Here is a 16,054-nt window from a genome sequence, read left to right as displayed (position 1 = left end):
CAAGGTTTCGGGTCTGAGTCGATCTGCCCGATGGAGGTGTGCGATGGGGCAATACCAGCGTCTGCTATTGATCGTCGAACCGGATCTGCACCCCTCCGCAGCGATGCGCAGGGCCTGTGCCCTGGCCCGGGCCAGCGGCGCGGCGCTGCATTTGTGCGCTTTCGTCCAGCCGCCGGCGCGTACCCACTTGTGGGGTGAAAAAACCGACGAAGCGAGTGTGCAGCGCTATTTGCACCACTACCGTCGCTGGATGGTAGAAGAGGCGGAGCTGCTCAAGGAGGAAGGCCTGGATGTGACGACTCACGTGGTGTGGACGCTCCATCCGTTGCTGGACATCCTGCGCTATGTCGAGCAGTTCCAACCTGACCTGTTGATCAAGGACGTCACCCTCGAACCTTTGCTCAAGCGCGTGTTCGCCACGCCCCTTGACTGTCATTTGTTGCGCGACTGTCCGGTGCCGGTGCATCTGGTCAACCAGGCGGTACACGGCTTGCCGCGCCGGGTCGTGGCGGCGGTGGACCCCTCGGACCCCGAGGCCAATGCCTTGAACGAGCACATCGTCCAGACTGCCGACGCGCTGGCCCGGCAATGTGACGCCTCGTTGAATCTGCTGTATGCCTGCGACCTGTCGCCGGCCTTCAATGGCGAAACCTCGTTGCTGGCCGGTGCCTGGGATGACGACTTTGCCGACGCCCTGCGCGAATCGCTGCATGCGGCGTTTATCAGCCTGGCCGAGCGCTGTGGCGTACCGGCGGAACGTCGGCACTTTGTCGTTGGCCTGCCGGTGCCGGTCATCCGTGAGTTCATCGACGAATTCGAGGCCGACGTGGTGGTGATGGGCACTGTGCACCGCGCCGGTCTTGAGCGTTTGATTGGCAGCACGACAGAACGCGCCTTGTATTCGGTGCCGGGCAGTGTGCTGGCGGTCAAGGGATAAGTACGATAGCCCCGTTGACCTGTCCGCTCCTCAGGCGCTCCAGGGCCTGGTTGGCTTGGACCAATGGGTAGCAGGTCACGTTGCAATGCACGGGCGTACGCTGGATCTGCTCGAAAAACGCCACGCCGTCCGCGCGGGTCAGGTTGGCTACTGAACGCACGCTGCGCTCCTGCCACAACAGGCGATAGGGAAAGGTGGGGATATCGCTCATGTGAATGCCGGCGCACACCACGCAACCGCCTTTGGCGGTGGCTTGCAAGGCCAGCGGCACCAGTTCGCCGACGGGGGCGAAGATCAGGCTGGCGTCCAGCAGATGTGGCGGGAGCTGGTCCGATGCTCCGGCCCAGGTCGCGCCCAGCGAACGGGCATAGTCCTGGCCGCTGTCATCACCGGGGCGAGTGAAGGCATAGACTTGCTGGCCCCGGCCCACGGCGACCTGGATCGCCAGGTGCGCAGCGGCGCCGAAGCCATAAAGGCCCAAGTGAGGGGCGTTCTGCGCCATCTGCAAGGCCCGGAAACCGATCAGCCCTGCACACAGCAGGGGTGCGGCTTCGGCGGCCTCCAGTGTATCGGGCAGAGGGAAGCAGAACCGCGCGTCGGCGACGGTGTAGTCGGCATAACCGCCGTCCAACTGGCAGCCGGTGAACAGCGCCTGGTCGCAGAGGTTTTCCCGGCCCGAGCGGCAGAACTCACACACGCCACACGTCCACCCCAGCCAGGGCACGCCCACCCGTCGGCCGATCCAGTCCGAGGCAACTTGCGCGCCAACGGCGGTGACCTCACCGACAATCTCGTGGCCCGGCACCCGAGGCAACCGGGCCTGGGGCAGTTCACCGTCGAACAGATGCAAGTCGGTGCGGCACACACCGCAGGCTTGCACCTTGATCAGCATTTGCCCGGCGGCCGGCGTCGGTTGGGGACGTTCCTCCAGTTGCAAGGGTTGACCAATCGTGTGCAGGACCATGGCGCGCATGAGCATTCTCCTGTGTGAATGGGCGCTCGCCATGCCAGTGAGCGGCGCCAGGGCATCGAGCAAGCACCTTGTATGACCTTAGCGTCCCTGGTTCTGATGTAAATCAAGTCACCCTTATTCCCGCGTTCCAGAATCAGGCATGGCAACCCTGTTTTTTGTGGAGGACGTGATGAGCGATTTTCTCAGCCCCGACCAACTGGAAGGCATTGACGCCTACTGGCGTGCGTCCAATTACCTGGCTGTGGGGCAGATCTACCTCAAGGACAACCCGTTGCTGCGCAAACCGCTGCAGCGCGATCACGTCAAGCCGCGCCTGCTGGGACACTGGGGCACGACGCCGGGGCTGAATCTGATTTACGTGCACCTCAATCGCCTGATCAAGTCCCGTGACCTGAACATGATCCTGATCACCGGCCCCGGTCATGGCGGCCCGGCCATCGTCGCCCAGAGTTACCTGGAGGGCAGCTTCACCCAGTGTTATCCCTCGGTGGAGCAGAACGAAAACGGAATGCTGCGCCTGTTCCGGCAGTTTTCCTGGCCTTATGGCTTATCCAGCCATGTCTCGGCGCAGATTCCCGGCTCCATCCATGAAGGTGGAGAGTTGGGTTATTCCCTGGCCCATGCCTATGGCGCGGCGTTCGACAACCCTGACCTGATCGTGGCTTGCGTCATCGGCGATGGTGAGGCCGAAACCGGCACGTTGGCGGCAAGCTGGCACTCCAACAAATTCCTCAACCCCAGGCGTGACGGCGCCGTACTGCCCATTCTTCATCTCAACGGTTTCAAGATCGCCAACCCCACGCTGCTTTCGCGCATCAGTGAAGACGAACTGTCGGCCCTGATGTATGGCTACGGCTACGATCCTTATTTTGTCGAAGGCGACGATCCGCAAGCGGTGCACCAGCAGTTGGCCAGGACCCTGGACGGCATGTTGCTCAAGATTCGCGAAATCCAGCGCATGGCCCGTGCGGATTCGTCGGGACGTACCCTGGAACGCCAGCTCTGGCCGATGCTGGTGTTGCGTACGCCCAAGGGCTGGACCGGTCCGAAATTCGTCGATGGCCAGCAGGTTGAAGGCACCTGGCGCGCCCACCAGGTGCCGCTTAGCCACTTCGAGCTGCCCGTGCATTTGACGCAACTGGAACAATGGCTCCAGAGCTACCGTCCGCAGGAATTGTTCGACGACAACGGGGCGTTGCTCCCGGACATTGCCGCGTTGGCGCCGACGGGACATCGGCGCCTGGGCGCCAATCCCCATGCCAATGGCGGCATGCTGCTCAAACCCTTGGAACTGCCTCGGTTCACTGATTACGCCGTGCAATTCAGCGCGCCCGGCAGCGTGCAGGCAGAGGCCACCCGGGTGTTGGGTGGTTTTGTCCGTGATGTGATGAAGCACAACCTGCGGGCAGGCAATTTCCGCCTGTTCGGTCCCGACGAAACCGCCTCCAATCGCCTTGATGCGGTGTACGAGGTCAGTGGCAAGACCTGGATGGCGGCCCTGGAGGCGGGCGATACGAACCTGGCGTGCGACGGCCGGGTGATGGAAATTCTCAGCGAGCAAGTGTGCGAAGGCTGGCTGGAGGGCTATTTGCTGACTGGCCGGCATGGGCTGTTTTCCTGTTACGAGGCGTTCATCCACATCGTCGATTCGATGTTCAATCAGCATGCCAAATGGCTCAAGACCGCCGCCCAGATCCCGTGGCGCGCGTCGATTGCTTCGCTCAATTACCTGCTCACGTCCCATGTCTGGCGTCAGGACCACAACGGCTTTTCCCATCAGGACCCGGGGTTCATCGACCTTGTGGCGAACAAGAGCGCTGACGTGGTGCGTATCTACCTGCCAGCAGACGCCAATTGCCTGTTGTCCGTTGCCGATCACTGCCTCAAGAGCCGCGATTACATCAATGTGATCGTGGCCGGTAAACAGCCGGAATGGCAGTGGCTGGACATCGATTCGGCCGTTCGGCACTGCTCGGTCGGGATCGGTCGCTGGGCCTTTGCCTGCAACAACGACGAAGACCCGGACGTGGTGATGGCCTGTGCCGGTGACGTGCCAACCTTGGAAACCCTGGCCGCTGTCACGCTGCTGCGTGAATACGTGCCAGACCTGCGCGTGCGAGTGGTCAATGTTGTCGACCTGCTGGCCCTGCAACCGCCGCAACAGCATGCCCACGGATTGCCGGACGCCGAGTTCGATGGGTTGTTTACCGTGGACAAGCCAGTGATTTTCGCCTTCCACGGCTATCCGTCGCTGATCCATCGGCTGATCTACAAGCGTCACAACCACGATAACTTCCATGTCCGCGGTTTCATGGAGGAGGGCGCCACCACTACGCCGTTCGACATGGCGGTCATCAACCACCTGGATCGCTACCAACTGGCGCTCGATGTCATCCAGCGCGTGCCACGCTTGCAGCCGCTGGTGGACAGCGCTCGGGATCGCTACTGGGCAACCATGGAAAAGCATCAGCTGTACCTCATCGAGCATGGGCAGGACATGCCCGAAGTCTTGAATTGGCGCTGGGCGCCGACGCCGCAATGACGGCCAACATGCCTCATGGCATCGACGCTGCGCCGTGGCGTTCGAGCCCGACTTTGGAGACCCATCATGAGCCAGTACCAACGCCTGTTGCTGATCCTCAACCCGGCACAACGTCATTCGCCCGCCCTGCATCACGCCGCGGCCCTGGCGGCGGCCAGCGGGGCGCACTTGCATGTCATCGCCTTGATTCCCTCGCTGGACATTCTTTCGCTGCTTGAAGAGAGGCCCCGTGAGGAGGCGCGGCAGAACTATCTCCAGGATCATCGCCATTGGTTGGAGGATGAGGCGGACAAGATGCGTCGCCGTGGCCTGCGGGTCACCACTGAGGTGGAATGGGCCCAGAAGATGGGCAAGCAGATCCTGCAACACGTTACGCAGATCCAGCCGGATCTGCTGATCAAGCAGGTACAACACGAGCCCATGCTCAAGCGGGCATTTTTCACCCCGCTGGACTGGCAACTGCTGCGCAACTGCCCGGTGCCGATGTACCTGGTGGGGGCCACCGGTCATGCGCTGCCGCGCACCGTGGTCGCGGCGGTGGACCCTTCCAGTGCGTTTGCCCAGAACAGCGGGCTGAACGACCGGATCATCCGCCAGGCAATGGGGCTGGCCTTGCAGTGCGACGCCGAGCTGCATCTGGTTCACGCTTATGAGGTGTCGTCAGTCTATCTGGGGGATGTCGGCGGTGGCGGCCTGTCGCTGTCGCAGCTCAGCAAGGAACTGCGCAGGAGCCTGGAAAAAACCTTCCTGGAACTGGCGAACCTGTTTGGTGTGCCGGCCGAGCGCAGGCATTTTCTGCTTGGGCATCCGGTCTCGGCCCTGAGTGAATTTGCCCTGGAGCATGAAGTGGACGTGATCGTCATGGGGCGATTCCAGCACGACGATCTGTATGGGCTGCTGGGCAGCACGACCGAGCACATCCTCTACCAGGTGTCGTGCAGTGTTCTGGCGGTGTGATGAATCGGACTTGACCGCTGAGCTGTTGACAAAGATCAACGGCAACGAGGTCAAACAATGGGACCAATAGACCTATTATCGATTGTCCAGGAGCACCGCCATGCGCATGACATTTCTCGGGGCCGCCGGTACGGTCACCGGCAGCAAGTACCTGCTGGAACACGACGATCAGCGCATCCTGATCGATTGCGGCCTGTTCCAGGGCTACAAACAATTGCGCCTGCACAACTGGGATCCCTTCGAACTGCCGATGCGTGACCTGGATGCGATCGTACTGACCCATGCCCACCTGGACCACAGCGGTTATCTGCCGGTGCTGGTGCGTAATGGCTATCGCGGCCCTATCTATGCCTCGCCGGCGACCTGCGAGCTGGTGAAGATCCTGCTGCGCGACAGCGCCCGCCTGCAGGAAGAAGAAGCCGAATACGCCAACCGCAAGGGCTTCTCCAAGCACGCGCCGGCCTTCCCGCTGTACACCCGTGAACACGCTGAGCGAGCGCTGAAGCTACTGCGCCCGATTGCATTCGAACATCCGGTGGAGATCGCCCGGGGGATAACCATCTTGCTGCGTCGCGCCGGGCACATTCTCGGTGCCGCGACGGTACAGGTCCAGGCCGGTGGGGTGACGCTGGTGTGTTCCGGGGACTTGGGGCGGCCCGAGGATCCGGTGATGTTCGCGCCGAAGGTCGTCGAGCAGGCGGATATCTTGCTGGTGGAGTCCACCTATGGCGACCGTCGACACCCACACGAGTCGCCGGAAGACCAATTGGCAGAGGTGATCACTCGCACCGCGCTGCGCCGTGGCATCACGTTGGTGCCCTCGTTCACGGTTGGTCGTGCCCAATTGCTGATGTACCACTTGTATCGCCTGAAGCAACGCCGGGCGATCCCCGATATCCCGATCTACCTCAACAGCCCCATGGCCATCGACGTCACCCGGTTGTACCAGCGCTTTGGCGACGAGCATCGTCTCTCCAGGGAAGAGTGCGAAGGCATGTGCCACATCGCCCATCCGGTGCGCTCGGTCAAGGACTCCATGGCGCTGGACCTGCAACGCACCCCAGCGGTGATCATCGCCGCCAGTGGCATGGCCACCGGCGGGCGCGTGCTGCACCACCTCAAGAGCCTGGCGCCCAACCCGATCAACACCTTGCTGATGCCCGGTTTCCAGGCAGGCGGTACGCGAGGTGCGAGGATTGTGGCGGGCGAGCCTGCGGTGCGCATCCATGGCAAGGATGTGCCGATCAACGCCGAAGTGGTGCCCATGCAAACGCTCTCGGCCCATGCCGATGCCGACGAAATCATGCAATGGCTGCGCGGCTTCAAGACACCACCCCGGCACACCTATGTCGTGCATGGCGAACCCAATGCGTCCGATGTCTTGCGTCACCGCATTTGCGATGAATTGGGTTGGTCGGTGTCGGTCCCGGAGTACCGCGATAGCGTCGAACTCTGACCCACCGCCTTCGCGAGCAGGCTCGCTCCCACAGAGGATTTTCTGTGCCCGCCGGATCTGTGCCCGCCACGACCCAGTGTGGGAGCGAGCCTGCTCGCGAAGGGGCCGGCCGCTTCAACGACGCATTCGGCCTGAAATAAGCGCAGGCATGAAAAAGCCCCTCGTCGTTGGCCGGCGAGGGGCAGGGTTCAAAACGATCAATCGGCCTTGATCGGCACGACCTTTTCCGCTTTCAGTGCTTCGGGTTTTTTTGGCAGTGTCAGCGTCAGCACGCCTTTGCTGAACTGGGCTTCGATCTTGTCGCTGTCGACGCCTTTTGGCAGGTTGAACACGCGCTCGAAGGAACCGTAATGGCGCTCGGAGAGGTGATAACCCTTTTTCTTTTCTTCCCTGGTTTCTTTTTTCTCCCCCTTGATGATCAGGTTGCCGTTGGCCAGGCGGATTTCGATGTCTTTCTGATCCATGCCGGGCAGCTCGGCGGTGATTTCAAAGCTCTTTTCCTTCTCGCTGATGTCAACGGCCGGCAGGCTGCTGGTGGAGAACTCGCGACGCCAGAAGGGCTCGACATCGAACAACCCGCGACTGAATGGAGAAATCCCAGTGCCCCGGTTGAAGTCATCGAACAGGCGATCCACCTGCTGGCGAAGCTTTTCAAATGGATGCCTGAGGTCAGTCTTGGCGGGATGTGGCGCGTTTTCTTCGGTTTTGACCGGCATTTTTTTCACTGAATTGGACATTTGATTTTCCTCTTTGGTGATGTCCGGGCGAGTACCTGGCCAGATGACCAGGCACCGTCGCCGAACGGGTCAATGCACGCTTGCGAACCTACAAAGACAGTTGGCCGGACCAGAGCATCCAGCCGGCGAAAATCGCCGCCGCCCAGATCACCAGCAGCAGGCCCCAGCCAAACCCATTGAAGGCCCGGCCCGTCCTGGCCCGTTGGGCGCTCAGGTAGATCAGCGAGCCGGGGGCATAGAGCAGGGCACTGAGCAGCATGTACCGGGGGCCGGCAGCGTAGAGCAGCCAGACGCAATAGCCCGTCGCGACCACAGCGATGGCCATGTCGCGCAGTTGCAGGCCGCGATGGCCGGCGTAGGTCTGGCCTTGCCAGGTCATCTTCAGTGCATACAGGCCACTGAACAGGTACGGCAGCAGGATCATCGAGGTGGCGAGTGAAATCAGCGCCAGGTAGCTGGCGCTCGAATACAGGGTCAGCAACAGGAACAGCTGAATGCAGCCGTTGGTGATCCACAGCGCGTTGGCCGGTGCGCCATGTTGGTTTTCCGTGGCCAGCAGGCGCGGCATGACCTTTTCCTTGGCCGGCGTGAACACCGATTCGGCTGCCAACAGCGTCCAGGCCAGCAACGCGCCGCCCACCGACACAATCAGGCCAATGCTGATCAGCACCGCACCCCAAGGCCCGGCCACCGCTTCCAGTACACCCGCCATGGAGGGGTTCTTCAGCGCGGCCAGTTCGGGCTGTCTGAGGACACCCAACGACAATAGGGAAACAGCGATCAGCAGCAACAATGTGAGGACGAAGCCAATCACGGTGGCGCGGCCCACATCGGCCCGTTCGGCGGCCCGGGCGGAGAATACGTTGGCGCCTTCAATACCGATGAACACCCAGACCGTCACCAACATGGTGCTCTTGACCTGGTCCAGCGTACTGCCCAGTGCCGGCGCACCCCAGAAATCCACCATGAAGGTGTCCTTGGAGAAAGCGGCAATGACCAGCCCGATGAACAACAGCAACGGCACCACCTTGGCGATCGTGGTCAGGGCGTTGGCCTTGGCGGCGGTGCGCATCCCGCGCAGGATCATCCAATGCAACGCCCACAGCACCACGGACGCGCCGAGGATCGCGGCTTTGTTATTGCCTTCGCCAAACACGGGGAAAAAGTAACTGAGCGCGGCGAACAGAATCACCAGGTAGCTGACGTTGCCGATCCAGGCGCTGATCCAATAGCCCCACGCCGAATTGAAACCGAGGAATTCACCGCCCAGGGCACGGGCGTAGGCGAACACACCGTTGTCCAGTTCCGGTTGGCGGTTGGAGAGTGTCTGGTAGACCAGGGCCAGCGAGAGCATGCCCACGCCGGTGATGAGCCAGCCGATCAGGATCGCCCCTGCACCGGCGCTGGCTGCCATGTTCTGGGGCAGGCTGAAGATGCCGCTGCCGATCATCGAACCGACGACCAGGGCGATCAGCAGGCTCAGCGACAGGCGCCGGGGCTCGACCTTTCGCAAACTGCCGGCCAAAGGGTGGGGGGTGACGGTCGGGATGACCGGTTTTGTACCTTGCAGGTGCGTTGCCATGATCAAAGCCTCCATGAGACGGGAGGTTCGGTAACCTTCGTCGATACAAAGGTTCGAACGCTAGTCTTAATGTCGACCTGTAGGCATTGGGGGGTATTGATGTAGATCAGATGTCATGCAGGGCGGGCGTTACAGCTCGGAATGACGATGGCAACCGGCGACCTTCTGCCTGAGGCCGGGCAAGTCCAGAATGGTGACATTGCGCCCATGCATGTCCACCAGTTCCTCCTGGCGTAGGTGGGCGATGCCCCGGCAGATGGTTTCCAGGCGCAGGCCCAGGTAGGAGCCGATGGCTTCGCGGCTCATGCGCAGCACGAATTCCCTGGAGGAATAGCCGCGCATGTTAAGCCGCTGGGACAGGTTCAATAGGAATGCCGCCAGGCGTTCGTCGGCGTTCATGTTGCCGAGCATCAACAGCATGCTGTGGTCGCGCACGATTTCCTGGCTCAGGAGTTTGTTCAGGTTGTGCTGCAACGACGGTAAATCGTGGGCCAGTTTTTCCAGGAGGTTGAAAGGCAGCGGGCAGACTTCGCTGTCTTCCAGGGCAATGGCATTGCAGGCGTAGTGATCGGTACTGATAGCGTCCAGGCCAAGCATTTCGCCTTGCATCTGGAAACCGGTGACCTGTTCGCGACCGTCTACCGAAAGGACGCTGGTCTTGAAGAAGCCCAACCTCACGGCATACAACGAGCGCAGCGGGTCGCCGGTGCGATACAGCGCTGCGCCTTTCTTGACCTTGACCCGCTGGGCGATCAGCGTGTCCAGGCGCTCGACTTCACCGCCCGTCAGGCCGATGGGCAGGCACAGTTCGAGCACGCTGCAGTTCGAGCAAGCGGTCTTGAGCGCATGCACGTGCAGAAGTCGCGGTTCAAGCTCGCTCATGGAAAAATTTCCTTTATCTGGTGCAAGCATAGAAGAACAATGCAGCTGCGCTTGTTTTTTGTCGGCCTAAAGTGTTACCGACTGTCGATAGACGCAGAACGGGTACAAAGGATGGGGGTGCAAACCTTCACTATGGGGCTTGCAGATGACGCTATTGCGTCGTGGGTGTGCGTACAGGGGGCGTTGGATTCGTTCACGCCGTGACAGATCGATCAACGGTCAGGCGCTGTCAAACCAGTCGCAAGGTCAGCGCAGCGTGTTTAAGCGGCAGGAGCGGGGCAAACTCTTCAGGTGTCAGGGTTTCCTTTTCCACCAGCAGATGGGCCCCGGTGTCCAGGTCTTCCCGATGGCTTTCCAGCAGTGTGCTGGCGCGTTGATAGGCTTCAGCGAGCAAGGCGCGAATAGCCAGGTCGACTTCCCTGGCGGTTTGTTCCGAATAGTCCTTGTCACCGATTTCCATGCGTTCGCCCAGGTAGCTCGCACTTTTGCGCTCCAGCACCGCCAGGCCAAGCTCTGTGCTCATGCCAAAGCGGGTGATCAACTGCCGGGCGATATCCGTGGCGTGGGCCAGGTCATCGGCGGCTCCGGTCGAGACTTGGCCATAGGCCAGGCATTCGGCGGCACGTCCCGCCATCAGGACGACCATGCGGTCCTTGAGCATCTGGTAGCTGACAAGAAAATGATCTTCCGTCGGTCGCTGCAAGGTATAGCCCAGCGAGCCAATGGCGCGCGGCACGATCGAGACCTTATGGACCGGGTCCATGTCCGGCAGGTTGCTGGCCGCCAGGGCATGGCCCATTTCGTGGTAGGCCACCACTTGGCGTTCATCGGGGTGCAGCAGGCTGCCCTTGCGTTCGATCCCGGCAACGATGCGTTCCACCGCCGCGGTGAAATCGTCGAGGCTCACCGTTTCGGCACCGCGTCGAGTGGCGATGATGGCCGCCTCGTTGACCAGGTTGGCCAGGTCTGCTCCGGTAAAACCGGTGGTGATGTCGGCGATACGCTCGCTATCGAGGTCCTGGCCGGTGACGATTTTCTGAAGGTGGACCTTGAGGATCGCCTGGCGGCCTTTACGGTCGGGGCGATCGATCAGGATCTGCCGGTCGATCCGGCCGGCTCGCAACAGCGCCGGGTCCAGTACCTCGGGGCGGTTGGTCGCCGCGAGCAGCACGACACCCTCACGCGGGTCGAACCCATCGAGCTCTGACAGCAATTGGTTGAGGGTTTGTTCTTTCTCGTCATTGCCCCCGAAGGCGCCAACGCCGCGCATTTTGCCCAGCGCATCGAGTTCATCGATAAAAATGATACACGGCGCTGCCTGCCGGGCCTGTTCGAACAAATCATGCACGCGAGCGGCACCAACACCGACGAACATCTCGACGAATTCCGACCCCGATATCGAGAAGAAGGGCACGCCAGCTTCTCCGGCGATGGCCTTGGCGACCAGGGTCTTGCCGGTGCCGGGCGGGCCGACCAGTAACGTTCCCTTGGGGATGTGTGCGCCCAGGCGCGCATATTTCGCCTTGTCCTTGAGAAAGGAGACAATTTCCACCAACTCGACCTTGGCTTCGTCGATGCCGGCGACATCGGCAAAGGTCACCCCGGTATCGCGTTCGACGAACACCTTGGCGCGGGACTTGCCAATGTTCATCAGCCCGCCCAGGCCCTGCTTCTCGGCCAACCCGCGAAACAGGAAGTGCCAGACCGCCATGATCAGCACGAAGGGCAGCAACCAGCCCAGCAAACCGTTCAAAAAAGTGTTTTCGTTGATGCCTGTAAAACCGACACCTGATTGGGCGAGGTCCGTTGCCAGAGCCGGATCGACTCGTACGGTCGAGAACAGATTGTGACCCTCAATCGGTTCCTGCAATTTGCCGCTGATGTGTTCTTTTTCGACGCGTAAATCGCTGACCTTCTGATTGCTCAACAGCTGTAGGAACTGGCTATAGGGGATGACCTGCACCGCGGGACGTTCGAAAAACAGGAACTGCACAAGGCTGAACACGGCCAGTGCAATGAAGAAGTAGGACAGGTTCCATTGGTGGGTTTTTTTCATGGCCTCGACTCAATAAAAGGCCTCGGATGAACAGGCCGTGCATAAATGGTCGGGGAGATCGCAGGCTCCCCGGTTTGCTTTTTCTACGCCTGAGGGCTGCAAAGACATTGAGCTAAATCAACTAGGTTCAAGTGAGCCACGGTGTGGATGTCGGACGAGCCATGCAGTTGACAAAGATCAGAGTGCACCGGGGGTGTTGCCCGATACTCGAGCCAGTTGTTAGCCGTTTTTCCTGCTGCGCTTAACCGAGGAAATAACCATGGCCTTGAATAGATACTTACCTGTCGTATTGATGAGCATTTTTCTGGCGACCACTGCCGGGTGCTGTAACAAGCTCGCCCAAGAAGTGGATGCCCGACTGGAGTCGGCGGAGAATAACGCCGCGACGGCAAGGCTCAGGGCGGATGAGGCCTACAGGAAGGCTGAGCAGGCCGAGATAATGTCCGAGCAGGCGCAACGTACTGCCGAGGAGGCAAGCATCCGTGCCACTCGGATGACCGATAAGGCCAAGCGCAAGTAATCAGCGGATGAAGGAGGCATTTCTATCAGGAACAGTGGACGTCAGAATGATACGAACTGCCATCATCACCCCCACCAGCACGCCAGTAAGACCGGACGCTTCTAGAAGCGTTGGCAGCCGCTGATGAAACAACAGGCCCAGTAGTGTGGCAAATAGTGATTCCAGGGATATCAACTGCCCGGAAAGCACCATGGGAAGGCGACGGGACGCCGCGTTCCACGCCCAGGCCCCGATGACTGACGACATCAGCGCAATCACAAGACCCCAGGCATACAGGTGTCCCGCCAGGGAAACACTGAAACCCAGGCTTGGCAGCTTGAGAAGATCAAACGCTTGCGCTGCTGGTAACAAGCACAAGGTGCCGATCCCTGCGCCGACCATCATGAGGCCGGTCCAGGCCCCCGAAGCGCTGGCCGACAGGTTGACCAAGGCGCCCTGGTTCAACCAACTGAATACGATCCACAAGAGCACCGCACCGATCGAGAAAAACACGCCCGTCAACCATGAACCGTCGTCGCTCAGGGGCTGCTGGATACTGCTGATGTTCGACAGCAATAGCCCTCCCGTTAAAAAAACCAGCGGTATCGCCAGCCTTCGCCATGGGAGGGTTTTGTGGGTGGCGTTGCCGAGCAGTGCCTGCAGGATCGGCACCATGCCAATAAACGCCGGGGTCAGTACCGGCCCGGCAAACATGACGCCTGCGGCAATGCAACTGCTGTAGCCGAGATACCCGATGACCCCCAGGCTGGCGCCAAGTAGCAGTTGGCTGCGACGCATACGCCGGAGCTGGGTTCGATAGCCCACCACGACAGCCACGCCCAGCGCCCCGGCGATCAGGAACCGTATGATCATCAGATCGTGGATCGTGTAGGCACCGACGACGTAAGGCGCAATGAAATTCAACGCCCAGCTCAGCGTCGCGACGACGGCAAGGCTCACGCCGGCGAGGGTGTTCGAGTAGGCATTGGGCATTCATGCATATCCTTAAGGCATTGAACTCATGTTGCACAGCGTCGCAGCTATGCTACAAACGAGTTCTCGGCCCCGGATGCATTACCTCTGATTATGAATACCCTTGGAAAATCATTGCCGCCGCTTGCCAGCTTGTTGCCCTTCGAAGCGGCTGCGCGCCTGGAGAGTTTTTCCAAGGCCGCCGAGGAACTGCACATCACCCAAGCGGCGATCAGTCGGCAGATCCGTGGGCTCGAAGAGGACTTGGGGCTGAAGCTTTTCTGCCGTCGTAACCGCGCCGTCTTCCTGACCCCCCAAGGACGTGAGTTGGGCCGTGTGGTGAGTAACGCGTTGCAAAGTATCAGTGCCAGTGCTGTCAGCCTTCGTCAATCGCCAGGTAAAAACCGCGTCGTTTTGCTGTGCCAATTATGTGAAGCGTTTTATTGGTTGATGCCGCGGCTCTCGACGTTCCACCAGCGATACCCGGAAATCGAGATACAGGTGGCCACATCCACCGGGCCGCTGACTGAGTTCAATGAGCATTTTGACGTGGCCCTGCAAAGTACGGGACGGCCCAGCGGCGTCCATGGCTTGATGTTTACCGCCGCTGATGAAGTGTTTCCCGTATGCAGTCCTCATTACCTGCGTACCCACAAAGTGTTGCAAGTCCGTGACCTGAAGTCCCACACCCTTTTGCACTATCACGCTACGCCGCCTCATTGGATGCAGTGGGGTGCCTGGTTCCAGGCGTTTGGGCAGTCGTTCGACAATTCTTCCGAGGGGTCGGTGTTCGATAGCTACCCCTTGATGCTCCAGGCGGCGGTCGAGGGGCATGGCATCGCATTGGGGTGGCGGCGCACCGCCCAAGGGCTGCTTGAGAGCGGTGCGTTGGTGAGGCCTTGCGCAGAAAGTGTCCCTTTGCCTGATGCGATATCGGTATTCAGCCGGCCGGGCGGGGAAGGTCGGGTTGAGGTAAGCGCGCTGCTCGACTGGCTTGAAGGTGAATTGGGAAGTGATCGTCAGGCCGGCTTCGGTCAGTCGCGGTTAAACCGTTGAAGCTGCCATGACGGATAAAGTATTGGTATCCATTGTGGCTGGGTCAGAACGGCCCCAGCTTGAGGGGGTACTGGATGACGATATACAGCCGGTCGATGTCATCGCCGCCCTGGCTGCTATTGGCGCGATGGGTGACATGGGACAGTTGCAGCGACAGGTCCTTGGCCGGGCCTGACTGCACGATGTAATGCAGGTCCAGGTCGCGCTCCCAATGGCGTCCGCCAGCGCCTTGTTGCGGACTGTAAGTGCCAGTGTCGCTATCGAACAGGTTGTAGGCGCCGCCTTGGGGGGCATGGCTGCCGTCTATCCCGCGTCCAGTCACATAGCGGGCCATGAAGCTCAGGCCGGGGACGCCCAAGGTGCCCAGGTCAAGGTCGTAGCGCGCTTGCCATGAGCGCTCACCCGGGCCGTTGAAGTCGGCATATTTGATCGAGTTGGCCAAGTAGATGGAGTCGCCGCCGACGAAATCGAAGGGCGTGTCGCCGTTGATTTTCTGATAGGCCAGGGTGAACGCCTGGGCATTGAGCCGGTATTTGCCACTCAGGCTATAAGCTGTGGTGTCGATGGCCCCGGCGTTGGCCTTGCCATAGTCGCGGGTGTGATACAGGTTGCCGTCAAGGAACAGTTCGCCAAGGGTGGCATGCAGGTTGGCATAGTACTGGCGCCAGGTGTCGCTCAGTTCGGAGGCGTAGAGCGCGCCGCCCAGGGCTTGGCCGGTGAACAGGTCGGCGCCGATGAAGTCGATGGCGCCGTTGCGCGTCGTCGCCCCATACCCGGAAAAGTCACCCTTGCTGGTCGAGGCGTCCTGATTCTTGAACGCACTGAAGTGGCCCGCCTGCAGATCGACCCCTTCGACCTCGCGGCTGGAGAGCAGCAGGCCGCTGGCGTATTCGGGTTGCAGGCGCTTGTCTGCGGTGTCGAATACCGGGCTCTGCACAGTCATTTCGCCGACCGCCAGGGTGGTGCGTGAGGTGTTGAATTTCAGCGCGCCACCCGCACTGGAGTAGTGATCCTCGCTTCGTCCGTTCTCATCCAGCGGCAACAATCCCGTTCCGGAATGCCCCTTGCCGCCGTCCAGTTTCAACCCCAGGAACGCGTGGGCATCGATGCCTACGCCGATCGTGCCGGGGGTGAAGCCGGACTCGAACGAGGCGATGAAGCCCTGGGCCCATTCCTGTTTGTAGCTTTTGCCGGCCGGTGTCGGGGTGCGATAGTCATTGTTGAGGTAGAAGTTGCGGCTGAGGACTTCCAGCGTCGCGCCGTCGAGAAAGCCAGGCGTGCTTTGCGCGAGCTGCGCTGCCATCGCCGGTGCGGCGCTGCCGGTGAGCAGGGCAAGCAGCCAGAGCGGTTTCAGGGTGACGGTTGAGTGGTGTTGTGCAGGCAACATGCTTCATTTCCATGTGAA

The 16,054-nt window shown here is 60.7% G+C and carries 13 protein-coding genes; 6 read left to right on the top strand and 7 right to left on the bottom strand.

What is annotated here, in order from left to right:
• Positions 1-43 precede the first annotated feature (43 nt).
• Positions 44-937 (top strand): universal stress protein, encoded by an 894-nt coding sequence (locus AB4O09_RS17700; protein WP_003201166.1) that lies wholly within the window; start codon positions 44-46, stop codon positions 935-937.
• On the opposite strand, the gene AB4O09_RS17695 is transcribed toward AB4O09_RS17700, so the two are convergent.
• Entirely contained in the window at positions 927-1,910 is a 984-nt protein-coding gene (locus tag AB4O09_RS17695) for a zinc-dependent alcohol dehydrogenase family protein (RefSeq protein ID WP_003201167.1), read from the bottom strand. The two genes, AB4O09_RS17700 and AB4O09_RS17695, sit on opposite strands and share 11 nt — an antisense overlap.
• Before the next feature lie 169 nt (positions 1,911-2,079).
• On the opposite strand from AB4O09_RS17695, the gene AB4O09_RS17690 reads away from it, so the two are divergent.
• The 3 genes from AB4O09_RS17690 to AB4O09_RS17680 all read left to right on the top strand — a co-directional run bounded on the left by AB4O09_RS17690 (position 2,080) and on the right by AB4O09_RS17680 (position 6,865).
• Entirely contained in the window at positions 2,080-4,452 is a 2,373-nt protein-coding gene (locus tag AB4O09_RS17690; RefSeq protein WP_043042589.1) for a phosphoketolase family protein, read from the top strand.
• A 66-nt stretch (positions 4,453-4,518) separates the two neighbouring features.
• Complete coding sequence (locus AB4O09_RS17685; RefSeq protein ID WP_003201170.1) at positions 4,519-5,409, top strand: universal stress protein; 891 nt, start codon at positions 4,519-4,521, stop codon at positions 5,407-5,409.
• A gap of 100 nt (positions 5,410-5,509) precedes the next feature.
• The gene (locus tag AB4O09_RS17680; RefSeq protein ID WP_003201172.1) at positions 5,510-6,865 is read left to right on the top strand and encodes an MBL fold metallo-hydrolase RNA specificity domain-containing protein; all 1,356 of its coding nucleotides are present in this window, start codon (positions 5,510-5,512) and stop codon (positions 6,863-6,865) included.
• A 197-nt stretch (positions 6,866-7,062) separates the two neighbouring features.
• Here AB4O09_RS17680 and AB4O09_RS17675 read toward each other — a convergent pair whose 3' ends face one another.
• From AB4O09_RS17675 to ftsH, 4 genes are all read right to left on the bottom strand, one after another.
• Positions 7,063-7,602 carry an Hsp20/alpha crystallin family protein gene (locus tag AB4O09_RS17675; protein WP_027912285.1) on the bottom strand — a complete coding sequence of 180 codons (540 nt, stop codon included), beginning with the start codon at positions 7,600-7,602 and terminating at the stop codon, positions 7,063-7,065.
• A gap of 88 nt (positions 7,603-7,690) precedes the next feature.
• Positions 7,691-9,184 carry an arginine-ornithine antiporter gene (gene arcD, locus AB4O09_RS17670; RefSeq protein WP_003201174.1) on the bottom strand — a complete coding sequence of 498 codons (1,494 nt, stop codon included), beginning with the start codon at positions 9,182-9,184 and terminating at the stop codon, positions 7,691-7,693.
• A 129-nt stretch (positions 9,185-9,313) separates the two neighbouring features.
• Positions 9,314-10,066, bottom strand: coding sequence for a fumarate/nitrate reduction transcriptional regulator Fnr (fnr, locus tag AB4O09_RS17665; protein ID WP_003201177.1), 753 nt, complete (start codon positions 10,064-10,066; stop codon positions 9,314-9,316).
• A 229-nt stretch (positions 10,067-10,295) separates the two neighbouring features.
• Positions 10,296-12,122: an ATP-dependent zinc metalloprotease FtsH gene (gene ftsH / locus AB4O09_RS17660; protein WP_003201179.1), complete on the bottom strand. Its 1,827-nt coding sequence runs from the start codon at positions 12,120-12,122 to the stop codon at positions 10,296-10,298.
• 259 nt (positions 12,123-12,381) lie between these two features.
• On the opposite strand from ftsH, the gene AB4O09_RS17655 reads away from it, so the two are divergent.
• Positions 12,382-12,642 (top strand): Lpp/OprI family alanine-zipper lipoprotein, encoded by a 261-nt coding sequence (locus AB4O09_RS17655; RefSeq protein WP_003201181.1) that lies wholly within the window; start codon positions 12,382-12,384, stop codon positions 12,640-12,642.
• Here the strand turns inward: AB4O09_RS17655 and AB4O09_RS17650 are convergent, their stop codons facing one another.
• Positions 12,643-13,614 carry a DMT family transporter gene (locus AB4O09_RS17650; RefSeq protein WP_028237066.1) on the bottom strand — a complete coding sequence of 324 codons (972 nt, stop codon included), beginning with the start codon at positions 13,612-13,614 and terminating at the stop codon, positions 12,643-12,645.
• 93 nt (positions 13,615-13,707) lie between these two features.
• Between AB4O09_RS17650 and AB4O09_RS17645 the strand changes: the two genes are divergently transcribed.
• The gene (locus tag AB4O09_RS17645; protein WP_460107273.1) at positions 13,708-14,649 is read left to right on the top strand and encodes a LysR substrate-binding domain-containing protein; all 942 of its coding nucleotides are present in this window, start codon (positions 13,708-13,710) and stop codon (positions 14,647-14,649) included.
• Between the two features lie 43 nt (positions 14,650-14,692).
• Here the strand turns inward: AB4O09_RS17645 and AB4O09_RS17640 are convergent, their stop codons facing one another.
• A complete protein-coding gene (locus AB4O09_RS17640) occupies positions 14,693-16,036 on the bottom strand; it encodes an OprD family porin (protein ID WP_013693164.1) in 1,344 nt (447 codons plus the stop codon).
• Positions 16,037-16,054: the final 18 nt, after the last annotated feature.

It is taken from the genome of Pseudomonas sp. H1_F01 (genome assembly GCF_054681425.1).
The sequence above is the reverse complement of the archived record's forward strand: the minus strand, read 5'-3'. Positions and strand labels throughout refer to the sequence as shown.